Origin of the sequence: Aeromicrobium panaciterrae, from assembly GCF_039537165.1 — a bacterium.
In the GTDB taxonomy this organism is placed as follows: domain Bacteria; phylum Actinomycetota; class Actinomycetes; order Propionibacteriales; family Nocardioidaceae; genus Aeromicrobium; species Aeromicrobium panaciterrae.
This window is the reverse complement of record NZ_BAAAZZ010000002.1, coordinates 1236406-1255053: the sequence shown is the minus strand read 5'-3', so window position 1 is coordinate 1255053 and position 18648 is coordinate 1236406. Positions and strand designations below refer to the sequence as shown.

The following is an 18648-nucleotide window of genomic DNA, read 5'->3' as shown; positions in this document are numbered from 1 at the left end:
ATGACTGAGCTCGTACACCTCGATGTTGCCGATCAGGTCGCCACGATCACGCTCGACAGCGACCACAATCGCAACGCGCTGAGCCGCCAGCTCGTCACCGAGCTCACGGCGCACCTGGCGACGGCGGGCGACGACGACGCCGTCAAGGCGGTGCTGGTTCGTTCGGCCGGCACGGTGTTCTGCTCCGGCGCGGATCTTTCGGAGGCTGCGAGCGGTGGGATGGTGGAGGGTGCCAAGGCGATCGTCACCCTGCAGCGTCAGATCGCGACGCTCGACAAGCCGGTCGTCGTCGAGCTCGGTGGACCCGTTCGCGCGGGCGGCCTCGGCATCGTCGGTGCTGCCGACATCGTGATCGCCGCCGAGTCGGTGACGTTCCAGCTGACGGAGGTACGCCTGGGTCTCGCGGCGGCCGTCATCTCGCTGTCGCTGCTGCCGCGGTTCACCGACCGCGCAGCCGCAGACCTGTTCCTCACGGCCCGCAAGTTCGACGCCGCCGAAGCAGCACGTGTCGGCCTGATCACCCGTGCGGTTCCCGACGCCGAGCTCCAGGGCGACGTCGCACTGGTCTTGGCAGACCTGGTCAAGGGCTACCCGCAGGGGCTCCGCGAGTCCAAGAAGCTCCTCAACCACGACCTGGTCGCCCGCATCGATGCCCTGGGTGAGCAGGTCGCCGCGCAGTCGGCCGAGCTGTTCGGCAGCGACGAGGCCCGCGAGGCCATGTCGGCGTTCCTCGGCAGGTAGCCCTCGCTAGGCGTCTCTGCGACGAGATCGACCAATGACCAGGGCGCCGCACATGATCAGCAAGAGCGCGAGCATCAACAGGCCGGCTGCCCGTGACGAGCCAGTGTCCGGGAGCGCCTGATCCGACATGTCGCCGACATCGCCGCGATCGCCTGGATCGTTGACCGGACTGGTCCCATCGGTGACCGAGAGGCTCACCACGGCAGTCTCGCTGGGGAGATCGGCGGCAGCCACCAGCGCATGGCGACGAGGATCTGGCACCGCAATCGTGTAGGTGAATGAGTCGGTTCCGACGAATCCAGCTGCCGATGTGTAGGTGAACGATCCGTCGGAGCCGAGCGTGAGGGTGCCGTGTGAGACATCGCTGACCAACGTGGAGCTCGTGGCGTGGGTGTCGTTGGCGAGCACGCCGGGAGCGGCCACATGGAGCGGTTGGCCAGTCGGAGTTGAGTAGTTGTCACCCACGGCGTTGGGCGGCACTGGGACCACGGTGATCGTGACGGTCGCGGGTGTGGAGGTTCCGCCGGGTCCGCCGGCGGTGTAGGTGAACGTGTCGGTGCCCGTGAATCCGGCATCGGGTTCGTACGTGAATGATCCGTCGGCCGCCAAGACGAGGGTGCCATCGGTGGCGTCGTCGACCAGTGCTGCGGTGGTGGCTCCTGCAGTGTCGTTGCCCAGGACTCCGGGTGCGGAGATGGTGAGCAGCTGACCATCGGGAGTTGAGTAGAGGTCGTCTGTGGCGACCGTCGGCGCGGCGTAGGTGAACTTGGCGGTCGGGCTGACCGGGCTGGTCAGGTTGCATTGATTGGTCACGGTGATGTCGACGGTGCCGAGGGCGTGTGGTGGGGCAGTGACGATTGCTTGCGTGTCTGACATCCCGGCGGGGTAGCCGGGGTCGCCAAATGCGACATCGACGTCACCGAAGTGGAAGACCGGGAGGGGCCCCGAACATCCCAGGAGCAGGGTGCCGTTGATGGTCACCGAGGTGCCGGCCGTGCCGGAGGACGGTGACACCTGGGTCACCGCTGGGCCGGCGTAGGTGAACTTGGCGGTCGGGCTGACCGGGCTGGTCAGGTTGCATTGATTGGTCACGGTGATGTCGACGGTGCCGAGGGCGTGTGGTGGGGCAGTGACGATTGCTTGCGTGTCTGACATCCCGGCGGGGTAGCCGGGGTCGCCAAATGCGACATCGACGTCACCGAAGTGGAAGACCGGGAGGGGCCCCGAACATCCCAGGAGCAGGGTGCCGTTGATGGTCACCGAGGTGCCGGCCGTGCCGGAGGACGGCGACACTCCAGTCACGGTCGGAGCATCGAGGTCAAGAACCGAGACGGCAGCCCGGCGCAGCTCGCTTCGCGGGTGCACCGCAAGCGGCTCCTCTGGTTGCGTTGACGGCGTCCCTTCATCGGTCGGGGACTCGGCGGGTCCGACCGGCGTGGATCCCTGGTCCTCGGTAGCCTGCGGGGCCGGGTCCTGGCTGGCCGTCGATTCCTGCGGGACGAGCTGCGCAGGTGACTGCGCGTCCACTGGCTCGTCGGAGAGCGCCGGAAGGGACGTCAGCCCGAGAACGACGGCGATCACAAGCAGAACTGCGATCAGATCGCTCTTCGTGATCATCGGAGTCCTCCCCTTGGACCGGTGTTCACGAAAACTATCCGCCGTCGAGCACGTAGTGGCAAGTCATTGACTGCATTCGCAGGGAGAAATGGACGACGTCCGCCACGTGGGAGCCGCCTGCGGAATAGATCAGACCTCGCCTAGACTTATGAGTTCGACAAACGGGCGAAGGAGTCGGGTGACTGATCAGAACGCTGCGCACATCGCACAGCAAGAGATCGCCGCCGAACAGGCCTACGTCGACAACGTCTACGAACGGCTCGAGGCCTCGGGCCAGGTGGCGCAGGCGCTGGTCGCCGAGGGATATGCGCGCGGCCACATCGGCCATGAGGGCGGCCTGGTCGAGCGCGACGCCATGGTGTTCCAGGCGTCCAAGCGCATCGCGGCACTCAATGCCGCCCACGACGGGCTGGTGTTCGGCCGGCTCAACCTGCTCGACGGTGAGTCCCGCTACATCGGCCGCATCGGCGTACGCGACGAAAACCGCGACATCATCGTCGTCGACTGGCGTGCCCCCGCCGCCGCGGTGTTCTACCAGGCGACGGCCCAGGACCCGGCTGGAGTCGTACGCCGCCGCGTGCTGCGTTGCGCCGGAGAAAAGGTCATCGGCGTCGAGGACGACCTGCTCGATGCCGACAATGCCGCAGACGACTTGGTCATCGTCGGCGAGGGTGCACTGCTCGCCAGCCTGAGCCGTGCCCGTGACAGCTCGATGCACTCGGTCGTCGCCACGATCCAGAAGGAGCAGGACGAAGCCATCCGCGCTCCCAGTCGTGGCGCCACGACGATCGGCGGCGGACCCGGCACCGGCAAGACGGTTGTCGCGTTGCACCGCGCTGCCTATCTCCTCTACACCGATCGCCGGCGCTTCGAGTCCGGCGGTGTGCTCGTGGTCGGTCCGTCGTCGGTGTTCATGAACTACATCGAGCGCGTGCTCCCGAGCCTCGGTGAGACCAGTGTGACGCTGCGGTCGCTCGGCGAGGTCGTCGACGGGCTCCGCGCGGAGCGCCACGACGAGCCGGTTGCGGCCGCCGCCAAGGGCTCGTCGCGGATGACCGCGTTCATCGGCCGGGCCGCCGCCGCACCACTCCCCGGCACGCCGACCGAGCTTCGCTACTTCTACAAGGACGACGTGCTTCGCCTCGACTCGGCCGAGCTCGATCGCATCCGCCGTCAGCTGTTGTCGGGTGCCAAGCGCAACCGGGCGTACGACAAGGCGCCCGCCGCGATCGTCAACGCGCTGTGGCGTCAGGTCGCCGGTGAGCGTGCGCTCGAGAAGGGCGAGGCGGAGTTCGTCGAGACCGTGACGACCGACGACCGCTTCGTCGAGTTCGTCGAGGACTGGTGGCCACCGGTCGACCCGATCGAGGTCTGGCGCACGCTGCCCGACGTGATCGACACGCTGGGCCATGGCACGTTCAACACCGAGGAGCTCGCCGCGCTCAAGGAGTCGTGGGCCGGCGGCGAGCCCAGCATCGAGGACATCCCCCTGATCGACGAGCTCCGCTACGTCATCGGCGAGATCCCTGACGCAGGCGACGATGAGGACGACGGGCCCAAGCAGCTCATGAGCTTCGAGCGCCGCGAGCGCGAAGAACGCGACGACCGCTACCGGGCGACCCGCAGCATCGAGGACGACGGGTTCGCGCACGTACTGGTCGACGAGGCGCAGGACCTCTCGCCGATGCAGTGGCGGATGCTCGGCCGACGCGGCCGGCATGCCAGCTGGACGATCGTGGGCGACCAGGCGCAGTCGTCCTGGCCGCACCCGCGCGAGTCCGAGGCCGCCCGCAAGGCCGCGCTCGAGGGCAAGCCCGAGCACGCGTTCCGCCTCTCGACCAACTACCGCAACTCTGCCGAGATCTATGACCTCGCGGCCAAGGTCGCCGTCGTCGGCGTCAAGGACCCCGACCTCGCCGACGCGGTCCGGCGCACCGGCGAGCTGCCGCAGCACCTCGTCGTCGGAGCGTCCGAGCTCGTGGCACAGCTGCGTACGAGCATCGACGAGATCCTCGACCGCGTCGAGGGCACCGTGGCGGTCGTGGCGCCCCGCGCCGATCTCGACCGGCTGGGCGGTGAGCTTGCCGACCTGCTCGAGGAGCACGGTGGCCGCCTGCGACTGCTCGACGGACTCGACACCAAGGGCCTTGAGTTCGACGGAGTCGTCGTCGCCGAGCCCGATGCGATCACCGACGAGGCGTCAGCCGGCTGGCGCACGCTGTATGTCGTGCTGACCCGCGCGACGCAGCTGCTCACGACGGTCGGCACGACCGACCGCTGGCGGGAGCGGATCGCCTGACCCGCTCGCTCAAGGCCCTGCTGTTGGCGCTGCTCGCGATCGGCGTCGCGGTTCCGACTGCCTACACGACGTTCATCCACAGTGAGCGGTCGATCGTCATCGGTGCCCACGAGGCCACGGTGCAGCCCGACTTCGGCACGTACGCCCGCATCGACTTCGGCCCGGTGCTCCCGCAGGTACGGCTGCCCGCCGAGGCACCCCTCGGCCTCGGCGTCAACATCCGTCTCGGCGACAGCGACGTGTCCGACCTCAACCAGCTGGTGGCCCGCGACGCGGTCATCGCCTCGCAGCCCCAGGGCGAGATCGCGACCGTACGGTCCACGATCATCTCGATGGGCGTCGACGCGATCCTGCGCGGACTCGGCACCGCGATGCTGGCCCTGCTGATCGCGATCCTCGGCTGGAAGGCGATCGGACAAGGTCGACGGAGGGCGCTGTGGGCCATGGCCCGACACCCTGATCGACGGCAGAAGCTCGTCGCGGCAGGCGTCGCCGTGACCACCATGGCCGGTCTCGTCCTCGTCGCGGCTCCCGAGCGCCCGCGATCCGACGACGGCTCCTGGGTGCCGATCGGCACGGTGTTTCCATTGATCCCTGCCGATCCGGTGCTCGACAAGCTCGAGATCGCCGAAGGCGCGACGACCAGCGGCAGCAAGGCAATCGTCGAAGGCGCTTTGTCGACATATCAGGACTCGGTGAAGTTCTACGGCGCGCTGGCGGACCAGGCGAGGTCGGTGATCGTCCGCACGCCGCTCGAGGGTGAGACCACGGCACTCGTCGTCACCGACCGGCACGACAACATCGGCATGGATCCGGTGGCACGGGCGGTCGCGGAGCAGGCGCAAGCGACCATGTTGATCGACCTCGGCGACGACACGTCGAGCGGCCAGAGCTGGGAGACGTTCAGCATCAACTCGCTGGCGCGCGAGTTCCGCGGCTTCGACGTCGTCTCGGTCGCCGGCAACCATGACACGGGACCGACGATCCGCAAGCAGATGGAGGACAAGGACTTCACGGTCCTCGACGGTGAGCCCGTCACGGTCGATGGCATCCGTTTCCTCGGCAGCAGCGATCCGCGGAGCTCAGGCCTGACAGCGGGCTACAGCGGCAATGAGTCCGACAACATCGCGGCGATCCGCGCGCAGGACACCAAGCTCACCCAGGCCGCGTGCGACGACGGCAACGTCAATGTGATCGCGGTGCACAGTCCCTCATCGGCCAAGGAAGCCGCGAAGTCCGGCTGTGCCGACCTGATCCTGTCGGGTCACCTGCACCGGCAGGTCGGACCCGTCGTGGTGCCGGGGGTGAACGGCCGGCCCACCGTGACCCTGACGACGGGTTCGACCGGCGGGGCGGTCTATGCGTTCGCGCTCGGCAGCAAGCTGCGCCGCTCGGCCCAGGTCACGATCGTCACGTTCAAGGACGGCGCGCCAGTCGGCCTGCAGCCGGTGACGTTCGAGCCGGGCGGCCTCATCACGGTCGCCGAGTACATACCCGTCCACGCGTCAACCAGGAACTAACCCCCAGATTTGATGGATTTGGGCCCGTTCCGACGGGCTCGACGGGCCAAAATCCATCAAATCTGGGTGGCTGAACAGCGGGCGACGATGAGCTCGGCGTACGCGCGGGCACACGCCACCACCTCGTCGATCAGCACGCCCTCGTCGATCGCGTGTGCCTCGACGATGTCGCCGGGTCCGTACTGCACCGTGGGGATGCCCGCGGCCGCGTACTGCCGCAGGTCGGAGCCGTACGGAGCGCCGACCAGGCGGGGAGAGGGCGCGCCGCTGCTGGCGACCGCGGCGACGACCTCGTCGCCGAACGCGTGACCGGGTGGCAGGGTGCCGGCGGCGAAGTGACCACCTGGCCAGGTGACCGTGGGTGGCGCTTCTGCGAGCCACGGGTCGGTGGCGCACGCGGCGGCGAGCGCCTGCTCGAAGGCCCGCTTGGCGTCGCCGAACGACTCGCCCGGCATGACCCCGTAGCGTCCCTCGGCCACGAGCCGATCCGGGACCGTGCTGGCCCAGTCGCCGGCATGCAGGATGCCGATGCTGATGGGCCAGGGCAGCTCGCCGAACGGCGGGGGCGGAGTGGCATTGCGTACGGTCTCGAGCTCACGGAGCGCGCGGTTGAGCACCTCGAACGCGTCGATCGCGCTGTGCCCGGCCGCGCGCATCGAGCCGTGCGTCGAGCGACCCTGCACCACGATCTGGAACGTCAGCGAGCCGCCGTTGGCCGACACGATCTGCTGGTCGGTCGGCTCGGCGATCACGCAGGCGTCGCCGGTGTGACCACGTCGAAGGGTGGCGAACGTACCGAGGCCGCCGTCCTCCTCGCCGATCACGGTGTGGACCGCGTACGGGCGGCGCAGCGTCAGGCCACTGACGGCGCGAGCCGCGGCGATGATCGCGACGACGCCGCCCTTCATGTCGCAGACACCTCGGCCGTACCAGCGACCGTCGTCCTCACGGATGTGCCACGGGTCGCCACCGGTCCACGACTCGGCATCGCCGGGAGGTACGACGTCGACGTGTCCGTTGAGGATCAGGGCAGGCGTGCCGGGGCCGGAGACGCCGACGCAACCCCACGCCTCGTCGCGGTCGACCTCCTCGCCGGGATAGTCGGCGTCGGCGCGGAGCTCGTCGAGATCGAGGCGCCACTGGTCGACCTCGAGGCCGAGCCCGGTGAGCGTCGCGGCGGTCCAGCGCTGCGCGGCGATCTCGGCATCGGACCCGCCGACGCTCGGGATGTTGACGAGCTGGGCCAGGTCGCGGCGGATCAGGTCGACGTCGATGTCCATGGAGGCGACGCTAGTCCCCGCTCCACCACTAGCATCAGCGGCATGAAACGTGCCGTCGTTGCAGCGCTGTTGACCATGCTCGCCGTGTCCGCCTGTCATGGCGGTGACGGTACGCCGACCGATTCCGCGCCGACCACGACCGTCGCGGCCACGTCCACACCGACGCCGACACCGACCACGGCGGCGACAACCGAATCCGCCGCCAAGCCCAAGACGCTCTCGACCGCTGGCCGGCACTGCAGGTTCCTCGAGGAACCGCTGCGGCTGTTCCCGGGCCACGACCTGTCGACCGCCACCCGTGGCCACCACATGAAGGAGGTGCAGGAGCTCCAGTCGATGATCAACGGCGTGGGTGACGGCTCGTCGTGCATCCCTGAGGACGGCGACTTCGGCCCAGTCACCCGTGACGCGGTGAAGGCGTTCCAGACCACGTACGACCTCACGGTCGACGGACTCGTCGGCGAACAGACCTGGAACCAGCTCAACCTGCTGCTGTCGCACTGAGTCCCTGAGTTGGGACCTGCCCCGTCGCCTCCGTATGATGGACGAAGCCCCTCGCGCGGCGACACATCACCCAACTCCCCCAGGGCCGGAAGGCAGCAAGGGTCAGTGAGCTCTGTCGGGTGCGCGAGGGGTCCTTCATGCCACAGCTCAGACGCCGACCAGCACGTCCTCGTCGACGACCGGCTCCGACTCGGCCCGGCGAAGCGCCACCCACGAGGCGATGCCACCGGCGATCACCAGCAGGCCGGCCACGATGAGCCCCAGCTGGTAGCCGCCCAGGAACGCCTCGACGGGCGCCTTGCCCGCCTCGATCAGCGAGTCCTGACGCGTCGAGAGGATGACGCCGATGATCGTGATGCCGAGCAGGCCGGCCAGCTCGCGTGAGGTGTTGAGGACACCTGAGGCGACGCCCGCCTGGTCCTGCGGCATGACGCTGAGCGCGGCCGCGGTGAGCGGGATCGTCATGCCGCCGCCGATGCCGATCGCGATGAAGCTCGGCATCAGGTCGGCCATCGACGCGTCCTGGCCGAAGAGCATGACCGAGGCGATGCCCAGGCCCATGACAGCCATGCCGGCGCTGACCGAGCGGTAGGCGCCGAACCGGCGAGCCACCGACTCCGACATCGCGGCCGAGACCGCCATGCACAGTGCCATCGGGACGAACGTCAGGCCGGCCTTGGTCGGCGAGAACCCCAGCACGCCCTGGATGTAGAGCGAGGTGAAGAAGTAGATGCCGAACAGTCCGAACGCCCAGAGCATGCTGGCCGTGACGGCGCCGGTGAAGACGCGGTTGCGGAACAGCGCCAGGTCGACCATCGGATCGATCGTCGTACGTTCGATCGCGACGAACGATGCTGCCGAGACCGCGACGACGGCGAACGACGTCAGGATGACGCCCGAGCCCCATCCCTGCGACGTGCCCTCGATCAGGGCGTACGTGAGGGCGGTGAGTGCCAGCGTCGAGGTGACCAGGCCGCGGACGTCGAGGCGTCGCTCGACGGGGTCGCGCGACTCGTCGATCGCCCAGATCGCGATGCCTGCCGTCACGAGGCCGAGTGGGACGTTGATGAAGAAGATCCATTCCCAGGCGACGTGCTCACTGAGCAGTCCGCCGAGCAGCGGTCCGGCGGCGAGGGCCAGGGCGCCGACGGCGCCCCAGATGCCGATCGCGACGTTGCGGTCGCGCTTGTCGGGGAAGGTTGCCGAGATGATGGCCAGCGTCGTGGGGGTCAGGAGCGCCGCGCCGACGCCCTGGACGGCCCGGCTCGCGATCAGCGAGCCGACGTCACCGGAGAGTCCGGCCGCGAGCGAGGCCAGCGTGAAGACCGCCAGCCCGATCAGGAACAGCCGGCGACGACCGAACAGGTCGGCCATCCGTCCGCCGATCAGCATCAGTCCGGCGAACGTCAGGATGTAGGAGCTGACGATCCACTCCATGCCCGCCGTGGTGAGGTGCAGCTCCCGCTCGATGACGGGGATCGCGACGTTGATGATGTTGTTGTCGAGGTAGGTCATGAAGGTCGCGAGCGCCACGGCCACCAGAGCCCAGATGTTTCTGCGGTCGTTCATGACCGTCTCCTTTACGTTGTAAATGTACGATGTAAAGGGAACATATATGACGTATAGTTGTCAACGTGAAGGCCAAGATTTCTCTCAACCCGGACGCCGTCGTCGCGAGCGCTCTGCGCATCGTCGACGAGCAGGGCCTCGCTGCCCTGACGGTCCGCAAGGTTGCCGACGAGTTCGGTGTGACACCGATGGCGCTCTACTGGCACTTCTCCAACAAGGACGCCTTGCTCGGAGCCGTTGGCGACGCGGTCATCGCCGGACTGCACCCGCCCGACGACGATCTGGAGCTCGAGGACTACCTCCGCGAGGCGATGACTTCATTGGTGGATGCCATGCGCGCGCATCCCAACGCGACACCGCTCGTACCCAGCCGAATCATGGTGACCGAGACAGGTCTCGAGCTGACCGAAAAGACACTCGACAAGCTCGGCCTCGCCGGCTTCGACACCGACCGGGCGGCAGCCGTCGCCCACTATGCGCTGATGATCGCCATGACCCTGGTGACGGGTGAGCCCGGTGCAGAGACCACGGTCAAGCCGACCGAACGCGCCGAGGCGCACGAAGCCAAGCTGGCTCTGTTGCAGTCGTTGCCGGAGGACCGCTACCCGCGTGTACGTGCCGCAGCTCCCGCGATGGTCGACTGCGCAGACTCCGACGACTACTACGGCAGCGCGATCGACATCTTCGTCGCCGGTGTCATGGCGCAGGCCCGGGCCCTCGTCTAGGGCGTCCTCGGCGACCCGAGGAGCTTCTCGAGGAGTCGAGGGTCAGTGGGCCAGGCGTCGAGGAGGACGTCGCGGGGGACGCGGCGAGCCGCGAAGCGCAGCAGCAGCACGACGGCCACGACGTCGTCGAGCGGACCGATGACCGGCAGGAACTCCGGCAGCAGGTCGATCGGCGAGATGACCCAGACGATCGCGACGAGCATCGCGACCTTCGCGCTGCGCGGCACCTCGGGATGCTTGCGCAGCGCACGCGCGGTCGTCACGCAGGACGGCAGGAACTCGGCGACCTGACGCAGCAGGCCGTCCGGCAGCCGACGGGCGAAGACCACCATGAGCAGGCAGCTGACACCCCACAGGGCCACGGCGATGCCCGCCGCGACCAGGAGCTTGTCGAGCATCTAGGACATGGCCTTAGGGCAGGGGCTCGATGAACTCGTGGTCCTCGAGCGTCTCCGCCAGCCTGGCCAGGTGGTGGCGGCCGTCGCCGAGCGTGTGGTCGATCGCGGTGAGGCGGCTGGTGAAGTGACCCACGCTGTACTCGGCCGTCATGCCGATGCCGCCGTGCAGCTGGATCGCCTCCTTGCCGATGTGACGGCCAGCCTTGCTGACCTGCAGCTTGGCCCGGGATGCAGCCTCGAGGGCGTCGCCGCCATCCAGGAGCACCAGCGTCGCCCAGGTGACGGTGCTGCGGGCGAGCTCGAGCTCGACGTACATGTCAGCGGCCCGGAACGTCAGCGCCTGGAACGTCGCCAGTGGTACGCCGAACTGCTTGCGGGTCTTGAGGTACTCCGTCGTCAGCTCCAGCGCCGTCTGCATGGCACCGAGAGACTCGTGGCCGTACGCGATCTGCGCCTCGGCGATGACCGTGGCGATCGCTGCGGACTGGTCGCCGCCGTCACCGAGGGCGATGGCGGGAGTGTCTGCGAGGCCGATGCGCGCGGCGCGACCACCCTCGAACGTCGCGTAGCCGTCACGCGTCAGGCCGGACGCGTCGGGCTGGACGAGAAACAGCCCCACGCCACTGTCGACGGCGGCGCTCACGATCAGCAGGTCGGCGCGAGCGCCGCCGATGACGGGTTCCTTGACGCCGGTCAGCGTCCAGCCGTCGCCGCTCCTGGTCGCCGTGACGCCCGCGGCCGACTCGCTGTAGCGCTGGCCCGGCTCGTTGTGCGCGAACACGGGAACCAGCGTGCCTTCCGACAGGGCGCCCAGGATCTCGGCACGCTGCTCATCGCTGCCGACGGCAGCCACCAGGCCACCGGCCAGCACGACGGCCTCGACGTACGGCTCGGGCGCGATGACCCGCCCGATCTCCTCGGCGACGATCGACACCTCGACCGGCCCGGCGCCCATGCCGCCGTCGGCCTCGGCGAACGGCAGGCCCAGTGCGCCCATCTCGGCGAGCTGGGACCAGGTCTTCTCGTCCCAGCCCGGATCCTGCTTCGTCACGGCGCGACGGGTCTCCGTCGAGTCGTACGACTTGCCCAGCAGTCCGCGAACCGCGTCGCGCAGTGCTACCTGCTCTGCATCAAGTGTGAAGTCCATGTCAGCCCCTCAGTCCCAGGATCGTGCCGGCGATGATCTGTCGTTGCACCTCGTTGGACCCGCCATAGATCGAGGCCTTGCGGAAGTTGAGGTAGGTCGGGGTCGACACCTTGTTCCAGTCGGGGATGTCGGACTCCTCGCCGGCGCCGGAGGCCAACGAGGCAGGGCCTCCCATGTCGACCCAGAGCTCGGTCACGGCCTGCTGCAGCTCGGTGCCGCGCAGCTTGAGCACCGACGAGGCCGGGTGTGGTTTCCCGTCGGCGGAGTGGGCGACGACGCGCAGTGCGGTCAGCTCGAGGGCGAGCAGCTCGTTCTCCAGGTCGGTGAACTGCGACGCGAACATCGGGTCGTCGAGCAGCGACGTGCCACCGGGTCCGGCCGTCTTGGCGTACTCCTTGGCCGTGGCCAATGAGCGCTTGACCGAGCCGACCGGTGCGACGCCGACGCGCTCGTTGCCGAGCAGGAACTTCGCGTAGTCCCACCCCTTGTTCTCCTCGCCGACGAGGTTGTCGACGGGTACGCGTACGTTGTCGAAGAAGACCTCGTTGACCTCGAAGCTGCCGTCGATCAGCTCGATCGGGCGGACCGTGACGCCGGGGGACGTCATGTCGATCAGCAGGAACGAGATGCCGGCCTGCTTCTTGGCCTCCGGGTCGGTGCGGACCAGCATGAAGATCCAGTCGCCGTACTGACCCAGGGTCGTCCACGTCTTCTGGCCGTTGACGACGTATTCATCGCCCTCCCTGACGGCGGTCGTACGCAGCGATGCCAGGTCGGAGCCGGCGTCGGGCTCGGAGAAGCCCTGCGACCACCAGATGTCGAGGTTGGCCGTCTTGGCGAGGAAGCGTTCCTTGATCTCCTGCGAGCCGAACGCGGCGATCACGGGGCCGACCATCGAGGCGTTGAACGCCAGCGGCGGCATCACGTTGGCGAGCTGCATCTCCTCGTGCCAGATGTGGCGCTGCAGCGGAGTCCAGTCCTTGCCGCCCCACTCGACCGGCCAGTTGGGCACGGCGATGCCGGCGGCGTTCATGGCCTGCTGCGACGCGACGATGTCGTCCCTGCTCAGCTCGCGACGGGCGGCGACCTTGTCACGGATCGACTGCGGGATCTTGGTCGTGAAGAACTCGCGCATCTCCTGGCGGAATGCGACGTCCTCGTCGGACAGCTGAAGTCTCATGCTCGGCTCCTGTAACTTTCTTCACTGCAAGTGCAACTTTATTGTAGGGACAGCGTACGCGTCGCCCGATACCCAGAGTACGTTTTGGTGGGCGGGTCGATCCGCGCGCACAGCAGGAGGAATGCATGACTGACTGGATCCCTGACGACCTGGGAGAAGGATACGAGCAGCTGACGATCCCGCTCGGAGCCGACCCTGACGGCGAGGGAAGCATCGACGCGACCCTCGTACGCCGCACGCCACCGGCCGACACCACCGGCGCCGTGATCTACGTCCACGGATTCAGCGACTACTTCTTCCAGACCGAGCTCGCCGACTTCTTCACCGATCGCGGCTTCGCGTTCTACGCCCTCGACCTGCGCAAGTGCGGCCGTTCGCGGCACGAGGGCCAGACCGGGCACTACGTCTCCGACCTCGCGATGTACGACGCGGAGCTCGGTCGCGCCCTCGAGGTCGTCAAGGACGAGACCGGTGGCAAGCCGGTCGTGCTCGCGGCCCACTCGACCGGCGGACTGATCCTCCCGCTCTGGCTCAACCGGCTCAACCAGAAGCCGGGCGGCGTCGCCGCTGCCGGCATCGTCGGCATGGTGCTCAACAGCCCGTGGTTCGACCTGCAGGGCAAGGCGTGGATGCGATCGGTCGGCACCAAGGCGATCGCCTGGGTGGCCAAGGTCAAGCCGACGACACCGATCAACCTGCCGCCGAGCAACGCGTACGGCAGCAGCCTCCATGTCAGTGCGTACGGCGAGTGGGAGTTCAACACCACCTACAAGCCGCTCGACGGGTTTCCCGTCACGTTCGGCTGGCTCACCGCGATCCGCCGCGGCCACGCCGAGCTGCACAAGGGCCTCGACGTCGGCATCCCGTCACTGGTGCTGCGCTCTTCCAGGACGGTGTTCGCCCGTACGTGGAACGAAGCCGTCGACGAGGCCGACGCGGTCCTCGACGTCAAGCAGATCGCGCGCTGGGCCGGCTGCCTCGGCGGCTCGCTGACCTCGCTGCCGATCGAGGGCGCGAAGCACGACGTGTTCATCTCCAGGGAGGGTCCGCGCAAGGCGGCGTACGCGGCGGTCGACGCGTGGCTCCACCACACCTCGCTGATCTCCTGATCGGGGTCGTCACGGTCGTACGGGGTCTATAGAGTTCACGACGTGGATGCCCCCCTTGCTCTCTATCGCCGCTACCGGCCGGAGACGTTCGCCGAGGTGATCGGGCAGGACCATGTCACCGAGCCCCTGCGGCACGCGCTGGCCGCCAACAAGGTCAATCACGCCTACCTCTTCTCGGGACCGCGCGGCTGCGGCAAGACCACCAGCGCGCGCATCCTCGCCCGTGCGATGAACTGCGAGAAGGCGCCGGTCGCCGAGCCGTGCGGTGAGTGCCAGAGCTGCAAGGACCTCGCCCGTGGCGGGCCCGGCAGCATCGACGTCATCGAGATCGACGCGGCGAGCCACGGCGGTGTCGACGACGCCCGTGACCTGCGCGAGCGGGCGTTCTTCGCTCCGGTCAGCAGCCGCTACAAGGTCTACATCATCGACGAGGCCCACATGGTCTCGCCGCAGGGCTTCAACGCGCTGCTCAAGCTGGTCGAGGAGCCGCCGCCGCACCTCAAGTTCATCTTCGCGACGACCGAGCCCGACAAGGTCATCGGCACGATCAAGTCGCGCACCCACCACTATCCGTTCCGGCTGGTCCCGCCCAAGATCCTCGGCGACTACCTCATGGAGCTGTGCACCGCCGAGGGCGTCACGCTCGAGCCGGCGGCGCTGCCGCTGGTGGTGCGTGCCGGCCAGGGCTCCGTACGAGACACCCTGAGCGTCCTCGACCAGCTGCTCGGCGGTGCCGGGCCTGAGGGAGTCACCTACGACATCGCCGTCCAGCTGCTCGGCTACACCCCCGACTCGTTGCTCGACGAGGCGGTCGACGCGTTCGCCGCCAGTGACGGCGGCACCGTGTTCGGCGTCGTCGACAAGATCATCGAGTCGGGCCAGGACCCCCGCCGGTTCGCCGAGGACTTCCTCCAGCGCCTGCGCGACCTGGTGATCGTCTCGGCGGTGCCTGACGCGCTCTCGACGGGGCTACTCGACGTACCCGGTGATCGTGCCGAGCGGTTGCTCGCGCAGGCCAGCGGCTTCGGCCCGTCAGAGCTCACCCGCGCAGCCGACATCGTCAACGCGGCACTGATGGAGTTCCGTGGCGCCACGGCCCCGCGGCTGCTGCTCGAGCTGATGTGCGCACGCATCCTCGTGCCGGGTTCCGACAACTCGACGCAAGGCTTTCAGGCGCGCCTCGACCGTCTCGAGCGTCGGCTGTCGATCGACGGAGGTGCTCCGGCTGCACCCGTCGCACCACCTGCGCCGGCTGCACCGGCCCCCCGGGTCGAGGCGCCGGCGCCCGCACCTGAGCTCGCACCCGAGCCCGAGCCTTCGCCCGTTCCGCCGGACGTCGAGGACGTGGTCGCGGCCGAGCCGGTGGCCGCCGCGCCCGCGCCACCCCCTGAGCCGGTGGCCTCCGCGGCCGGATCCATGACGATCGCCGACGTGCGCAACATCTGGCCCCAGGTGCTCGACAAGATCCGTGAGCTCCGACGCTTCGCCTGGGTCATGCTGAGCCAGAACGCGCAGGTCATGGCGCTCAACGGCAACACGCTGACGATCGCCCTGGTCAATCCGGGAGCGCGTGACTCGTTCATCAGCAGCCGCTCCGACGAATACGTCCAGCAGGCGCTTCACGCGGTGCTTGGCGTGACGTGGCAGATCGACGCCATCGTCGACCCGAGCGCGCGACCGTCGGCGTCAGCACCGGCTCCCGACCCCGCGCCCGAGCCCGTTGAGGCGGAGGCGCCTGCAGCGCCGGTGGTGTCGTCGGCGGCTGCCCGTGAGGCGATGAGCGAGCAGCTGTCGCCCGAGGACAACGACCCCGACGCATCGGCTGACCGCGACGACCCGGTCGTCGAGGCCGAGGACATCGACCCCGAGCTGTTGTTGAGCCGTGAGCTGGGGGCGAAAGTCATTGGCGAGTCCGACGGCGACTGACGCCACGCGTCGACGCCTCGACATCGCCCTGGAGCCGCTCGACGTCCTGCGTCGGTTCCGCGACCGAGAGCGACTCGTGGCGCTGCTGGGCGCCTGGCACCACGGAGAGGCGCTGATCGCGTTCGACCCCGTCGACGTGCTCACGGGAGATCCGTTCGACGGCATCGACCTGGCACCCAGCGAGTCCGACGGATTCTTCGGCGGCTGGATCGGGGCATGGGGCTACCAGCTGGGCCGGCTCGTCGAGGAGCTGCCGAGCATACCGCCACGACGGATCCTGCAGCCCGACCACCGCATCGCGTTCTACGACCACGTCCTCCGCCTCACCGACGGGGTGTGGTGGCTGGAGTCGCTGCGCCCCGACGCCCGGCGTGACGCCGCGATCGAGGAGATCCTCAGCGGCCCGCCCGGGGAGGCGAAGCCCTACGCCGTGGGCACGTTCGAGATGACACCGACGCCTGAGCAGCACCAGGACGCGCTGCGGACCGTCCTCGAGCACATCGCGGCAGGCGACATCTTCCAGGCCAATCTCTGCACCCGGCTGGAGGCGGAGCTCGGCGGTGACCCGCTCGACGTGTTCTGCGCCGGTGTCGGCGAGCTGCGGCCGGCGTACGCCGCATACGTCTCGAGCCCCGAAGGTGCCATCGCGAGCCTGTCACCTGAGCTGTTCCTGCGCCGCACGGGCGACGAGGTGCTGACCTCGCCGATCAAGGGCACCGCCCCGCTCGAGACCGATCCGGCCGAGCTGGTCAGCTCCGCCAAGAACCGCGCCGAGAACATCATGATCGTCGACCTGATGCGCAACGACCTGGGACGCGTCAGCGTCCCGGGGTCCGTACGTGTCCCGGCGATCACCCGTGCCGAGCGACATGCCGTGTGGCACCTCGTCTCCGACGTCGTCGGCCACGTCGGTCGCGGCGTACGCGACTCCGACCTGCTGCGTGCGACGTTCCCTCCCGGATCGGTGACGGGAGCACCCAAGGTGCGGGCGATGGAGATCATCAACCAGCTCGAGGCCACCGGACGGGAGGCCTACACCGGTTCGATCGGCCACGTCAGCGCCTCGGCGGGGCTCGAGATGAACGTCGCGATCCGGACGTTCGAGATCGCCGGCGGACGCATCTGGCTCGGTGTCGGCGGCGGCATCGTGGCCGACTCGACGCCGGAGGGTGAATACGCCGAGTGCCTCGTCAAGGCGCGCCCGCTGATCGATGCGATCGGCGGACGGCTGGAGCTGGCCGCGGCGATGCCGGCCGAGACGCGCACGGGGGTCGAGATCGCAGACACCGCCGACGCCGGCGTCGACATCGCCCGGGGCATCTACGACACGCTGCTCGTGGAGAACGGCGTCGTGATCGACATCGACGCGCACCTGGCCCGGCTCGACGCCAGCGTGCGCTCGGTCTATGGCTCGACGATCCGGGCCGGACTCGACGAGGCAGTGCTGCGCCGGGCCGCAGGGCTGACCGGACGTCAGCGGCTGCGCATCGACGCCGTGCCGCGCGACGACGAGGTCAAGGTCTCGATGACGACGCGGGTGATCGACGACGACGCCGAGTCCTGGAGCCTGGTGCCGCGCACGATCGCCGGCGGATTCGGCCAGCACAAGTGGGCCGATCGCCGTGCCCTCCAGCACGACGCGGCGCCCGACCGTGACCTGCTGCTGGTGTCAGACGACGGTGCCGTGCTCGAGACCGCGAGGGCCAGCGTGTTCGTGGTGCACGACGACGGCGTGCACACGCCGCCGGTCGACGACCGCATCCTCCCCGGCACGGCTCGTGCCCGCGTCATCGAGATCCTCCGCGACGCCGGCGTACCCGTCTTCCAGCGACGACTCACCCTCGACGACGTCTCACGCGCCACCGAGGTGTTCGTCGCCAACTCGTTGCGCGGTGTCGTACCCGTGACCGCGGTCGACGGCGTCGGTGAATGGGGAGTCGGTCGTACGACAGCGTGGCTCCGTGACCAGCTCTGGTCCTTCTGGTTGGGCGGTGAGCCAGGCACCTATCGGGCGCCTCGAAGGGTGCCGGACTCACCGCCCAACCGATCGAAGGTGCTCTTCATCGACAACTACGACTCGTTCGTCTACAACCTCGTGCAGTACGTCGGTGAGCTCGGTGCCACCGCCGAGGTGGTCCGCAACGACGCCGTCACGGTCGATCAGCTCGTCGCTGCCCGCGAGCGCGGCGACTTCACCCACCTGATCGTCTCTCCCGGTCCCGGCACTCCCGCTGAGGCCGGCATCAGCATCGAGGCGATTCGCCGGCTCGGCCCGACGACGCCGACTCTCGGGGTGTGCCTCGGCCACCAGGCGATCGGCGAGGTCTACGGAGCCACCGTCGTACGCGCTGCCGAGATCGTGCACGGCAAGCCGTCACTGGTGCACCACGACGGGAAGGGCGTCTATGCCGGTCTGCCGACCCCGCTGGTCTGCGCGCGCTATCACTCTCTCGTCATCGACCCCGAGACACTGCCGGACGAGCTCGAGGCCACGGCGCACACCGCGTCAGGCATCCTCATGGGCGTCCGGCACCGCTCGCATCCCGTCGAGGGTGTGCAGATGCATCCCGAATCCATCCTGACGGCGCGCGGCCACGACATGCTCCAGTCCTTCCTCGCCAACTAGGATGGAC

Annotated in this window: 14 protein-coding genes and 1 other RNA gene; 9 read left to right on the top strand and 6 right to left on the bottom strand. The window is 68.6% G+C overall.

Translation table 11 applies throughout. The annotated features are described in order from the left end of the window. Entirely contained in the window at nucleotides 1-741 is a 741-nt protein-coding gene (locus ABD683_RS06915; RefSeq protein WP_344768501.1) for an enoyl-CoA hydratase-related protein, read from the top strand. Nucleotides 742-747: 6 nt separating this feature from the next. Here the strand turns inward: ABD683_RS06915 and ABD683_RS06910 are convergent, their stop codons facing one another. Beyond that, the gene (locus tag ABD683_RS06910; RefSeq protein ID WP_344768499.1) at nucleotides 748-2358 is read right to left on the bottom strand and encodes an Ig-like domain-containing protein; all 1611 of its coding nucleotides are present in this window, start codon (nucleotides 2356-2358) and stop codon (nucleotides 748-750) included. Between the two features lie 178 nt (nucleotides 2359-2536). On the opposite strand from ABD683_RS06910, the gene ABD683_RS06905 reads away from it, so the two are divergent. Both ABD683_RS06905 and ABD683_RS06900 read left to right on the top strand, forming a co-directional pair. Further along, a complete protein-coding gene (locus ABD683_RS06905) occupies nucleotides 2537-4657 on the top strand; it encodes a HelD family protein (RefSeq protein WP_344768497.1) in 2121 nt (706 codons plus the stop codon). Nucleotides 4658-4680: 23 nt separating this feature from the next. Continuing rightward, nucleotides 4681-6177, top strand: coding sequence for a metallophosphoesterase family protein (locus ABD683_RS06900; RefSeq protein ID WP_344768496.1), 1497 nt, complete (start codon nucleotides 4681-4683; stop codon nucleotides 6175-6177). A 56-nt stretch (nucleotides 6178-6233) separates the two neighbouring features. Here the strand turns inward: ABD683_RS06900 and ABD683_RS06895 are convergent, their stop codons facing one another. Continuing rightward, on the bottom strand, nucleotides 6234-7457 hold the full coding sequence (locus ABD683_RS06895; protein WP_344768495.1) for an ArgE/DapE family deacylase: 1224 nt from the start codon (nucleotides 7455-7457) through the stop codon (nucleotides 6234-6236). A 42-nt stretch (nucleotides 7458-7499) separates the two neighbouring features. On the opposite strand from ABD683_RS06895, the gene ABD683_RS06890 reads away from it, so the two are divergent. Together ABD683_RS06890 and ffs are read left to right on the top strand one after the other, a co-directional pair. Continuing rightward, on the top strand, nucleotides 7500-7961 hold the full coding sequence (locus ABD683_RS06890; protein WP_344768494.1) for a peptidoglycan-binding domain-containing protein: 462 nt from the start codon (nucleotides 7500-7502) through the stop codon (nucleotides 7959-7961). A gap of 42 nt (nucleotides 7962-8003) precedes the next feature. Next, nucleotides 8004-8100, top strand: an RNA gene (gene ffs / locus ABD683_RS06885) — signal recognition particle sRNA small type. A gap of 8 nt (nucleotides 8101-8108) precedes the next feature. Here ffs and ABD683_RS06880 read toward each other — a convergent pair. Beyond that, nucleotides 8109-9530: an MFS transporter gene (locus ABD683_RS06880; RefSeq protein WP_344768493.1), complete on the bottom strand. Its 1422-nt coding sequence runs from the start codon at nucleotides 9528-9530 to the stop codon at nucleotides 8109-8111. A gap of 65 nt (nucleotides 9531-9595) precedes the next feature. Here ABD683_RS06880 and ABD683_RS06875 point away from each other — a divergent pair, with 65 nt between their 5' ends. Beyond that, entirely contained in the window at nucleotides 9596-10255 is a 660-nt protein-coding gene (locus ABD683_RS06875; protein ID WP_344768492.1) for a TetR family transcriptional regulator, read from the top strand. Here ABD683_RS06875 and ABD683_RS06870 read toward each other — a convergent pair. The 3 genes from ABD683_RS06870 to ABD683_RS06860 are packed head-to-tail and all read right to left on the bottom strand — an operon-like array spanning nucleotide 10252 to nucleotide 12980. Further along, entirely contained in the window at nucleotides 10252-10653 is a 402-nt protein-coding gene (locus tag ABD683_RS06870; RefSeq protein ID WP_344768491.1) for a YkvA family protein, read from the bottom strand. The two genes, ABD683_RS06875 and ABD683_RS06870, sit on opposite strands and share 4 nt — an antisense overlap. A 13-nt stretch (nucleotides 10654-10666) precedes the next feature. Further along, nucleotides 10667-11800 (bottom strand): acyl-CoA dehydrogenase family protein, encoded by a 1134-nt coding sequence (locus ABD683_RS06865; RefSeq protein WP_344768490.1) that lies wholly within the window; start codon nucleotides 11798-11800, stop codon nucleotides 10667-10669. A 1-nt stretch (nucleotide 11801) separates the two neighbouring features. Beyond that, nucleotides 11802-12980: an acyl-CoA dehydrogenase family protein gene (locus ABD683_RS06860; protein ID WP_344768489.1), complete on the bottom strand. Its 1179-nt coding sequence runs from the start codon at nucleotides 12978-12980 to the stop codon at nucleotides 11802-11804. Between the two features lie 125 nt (nucleotides 12981-13105). Between ABD683_RS06860 and ABD683_RS06855 the strand changes: the two genes are divergently transcribed. Genes ABD683_RS06855 through ABD683_RS18550 form a run of 3 tightly spaced genes read left to right on the top strand, consistent with a single transcriptional unit; the run spans nucleotide 13106 to nucleotide 18641 of the window. Continuing rightward, nucleotides 13106-14089, top strand: a complete 984-nt coding sequence (locus ABD683_RS06855; RefSeq protein ID WP_344768487.1) for an alpha/beta hydrolase — start codon at nucleotides 13106-13108, stop codon at nucleotides 14087-14089. A 42-nt stretch (nucleotides 14090-14131) separates the two neighbouring features. Beyond that, complete coding sequence (locus ABD683_RS06850; RefSeq protein WP_344768485.1) at nucleotides 14132-16015, top strand: DNA polymerase III subunit gamma and tau; 1884 nt, start codon at nucleotides 14132-14134, stop codon at nucleotides 16013-16015. Next, nucleotides 15972-18641: a chorismate-binding protein gene (locus ABD683_RS18550; RefSeq protein WP_425548488.1), complete on the top strand. Its 2670-nt coding sequence runs from the start codon at nucleotides 15972-15974 to the stop codon at nucleotides 18639-18641. Before ABD683_RS06850 ends, ABD683_RS18550 begins: the two co-directional genes overlap by 44 nt. Nucleotides 18642-18648: the final 7 nt, after the last annotated feature.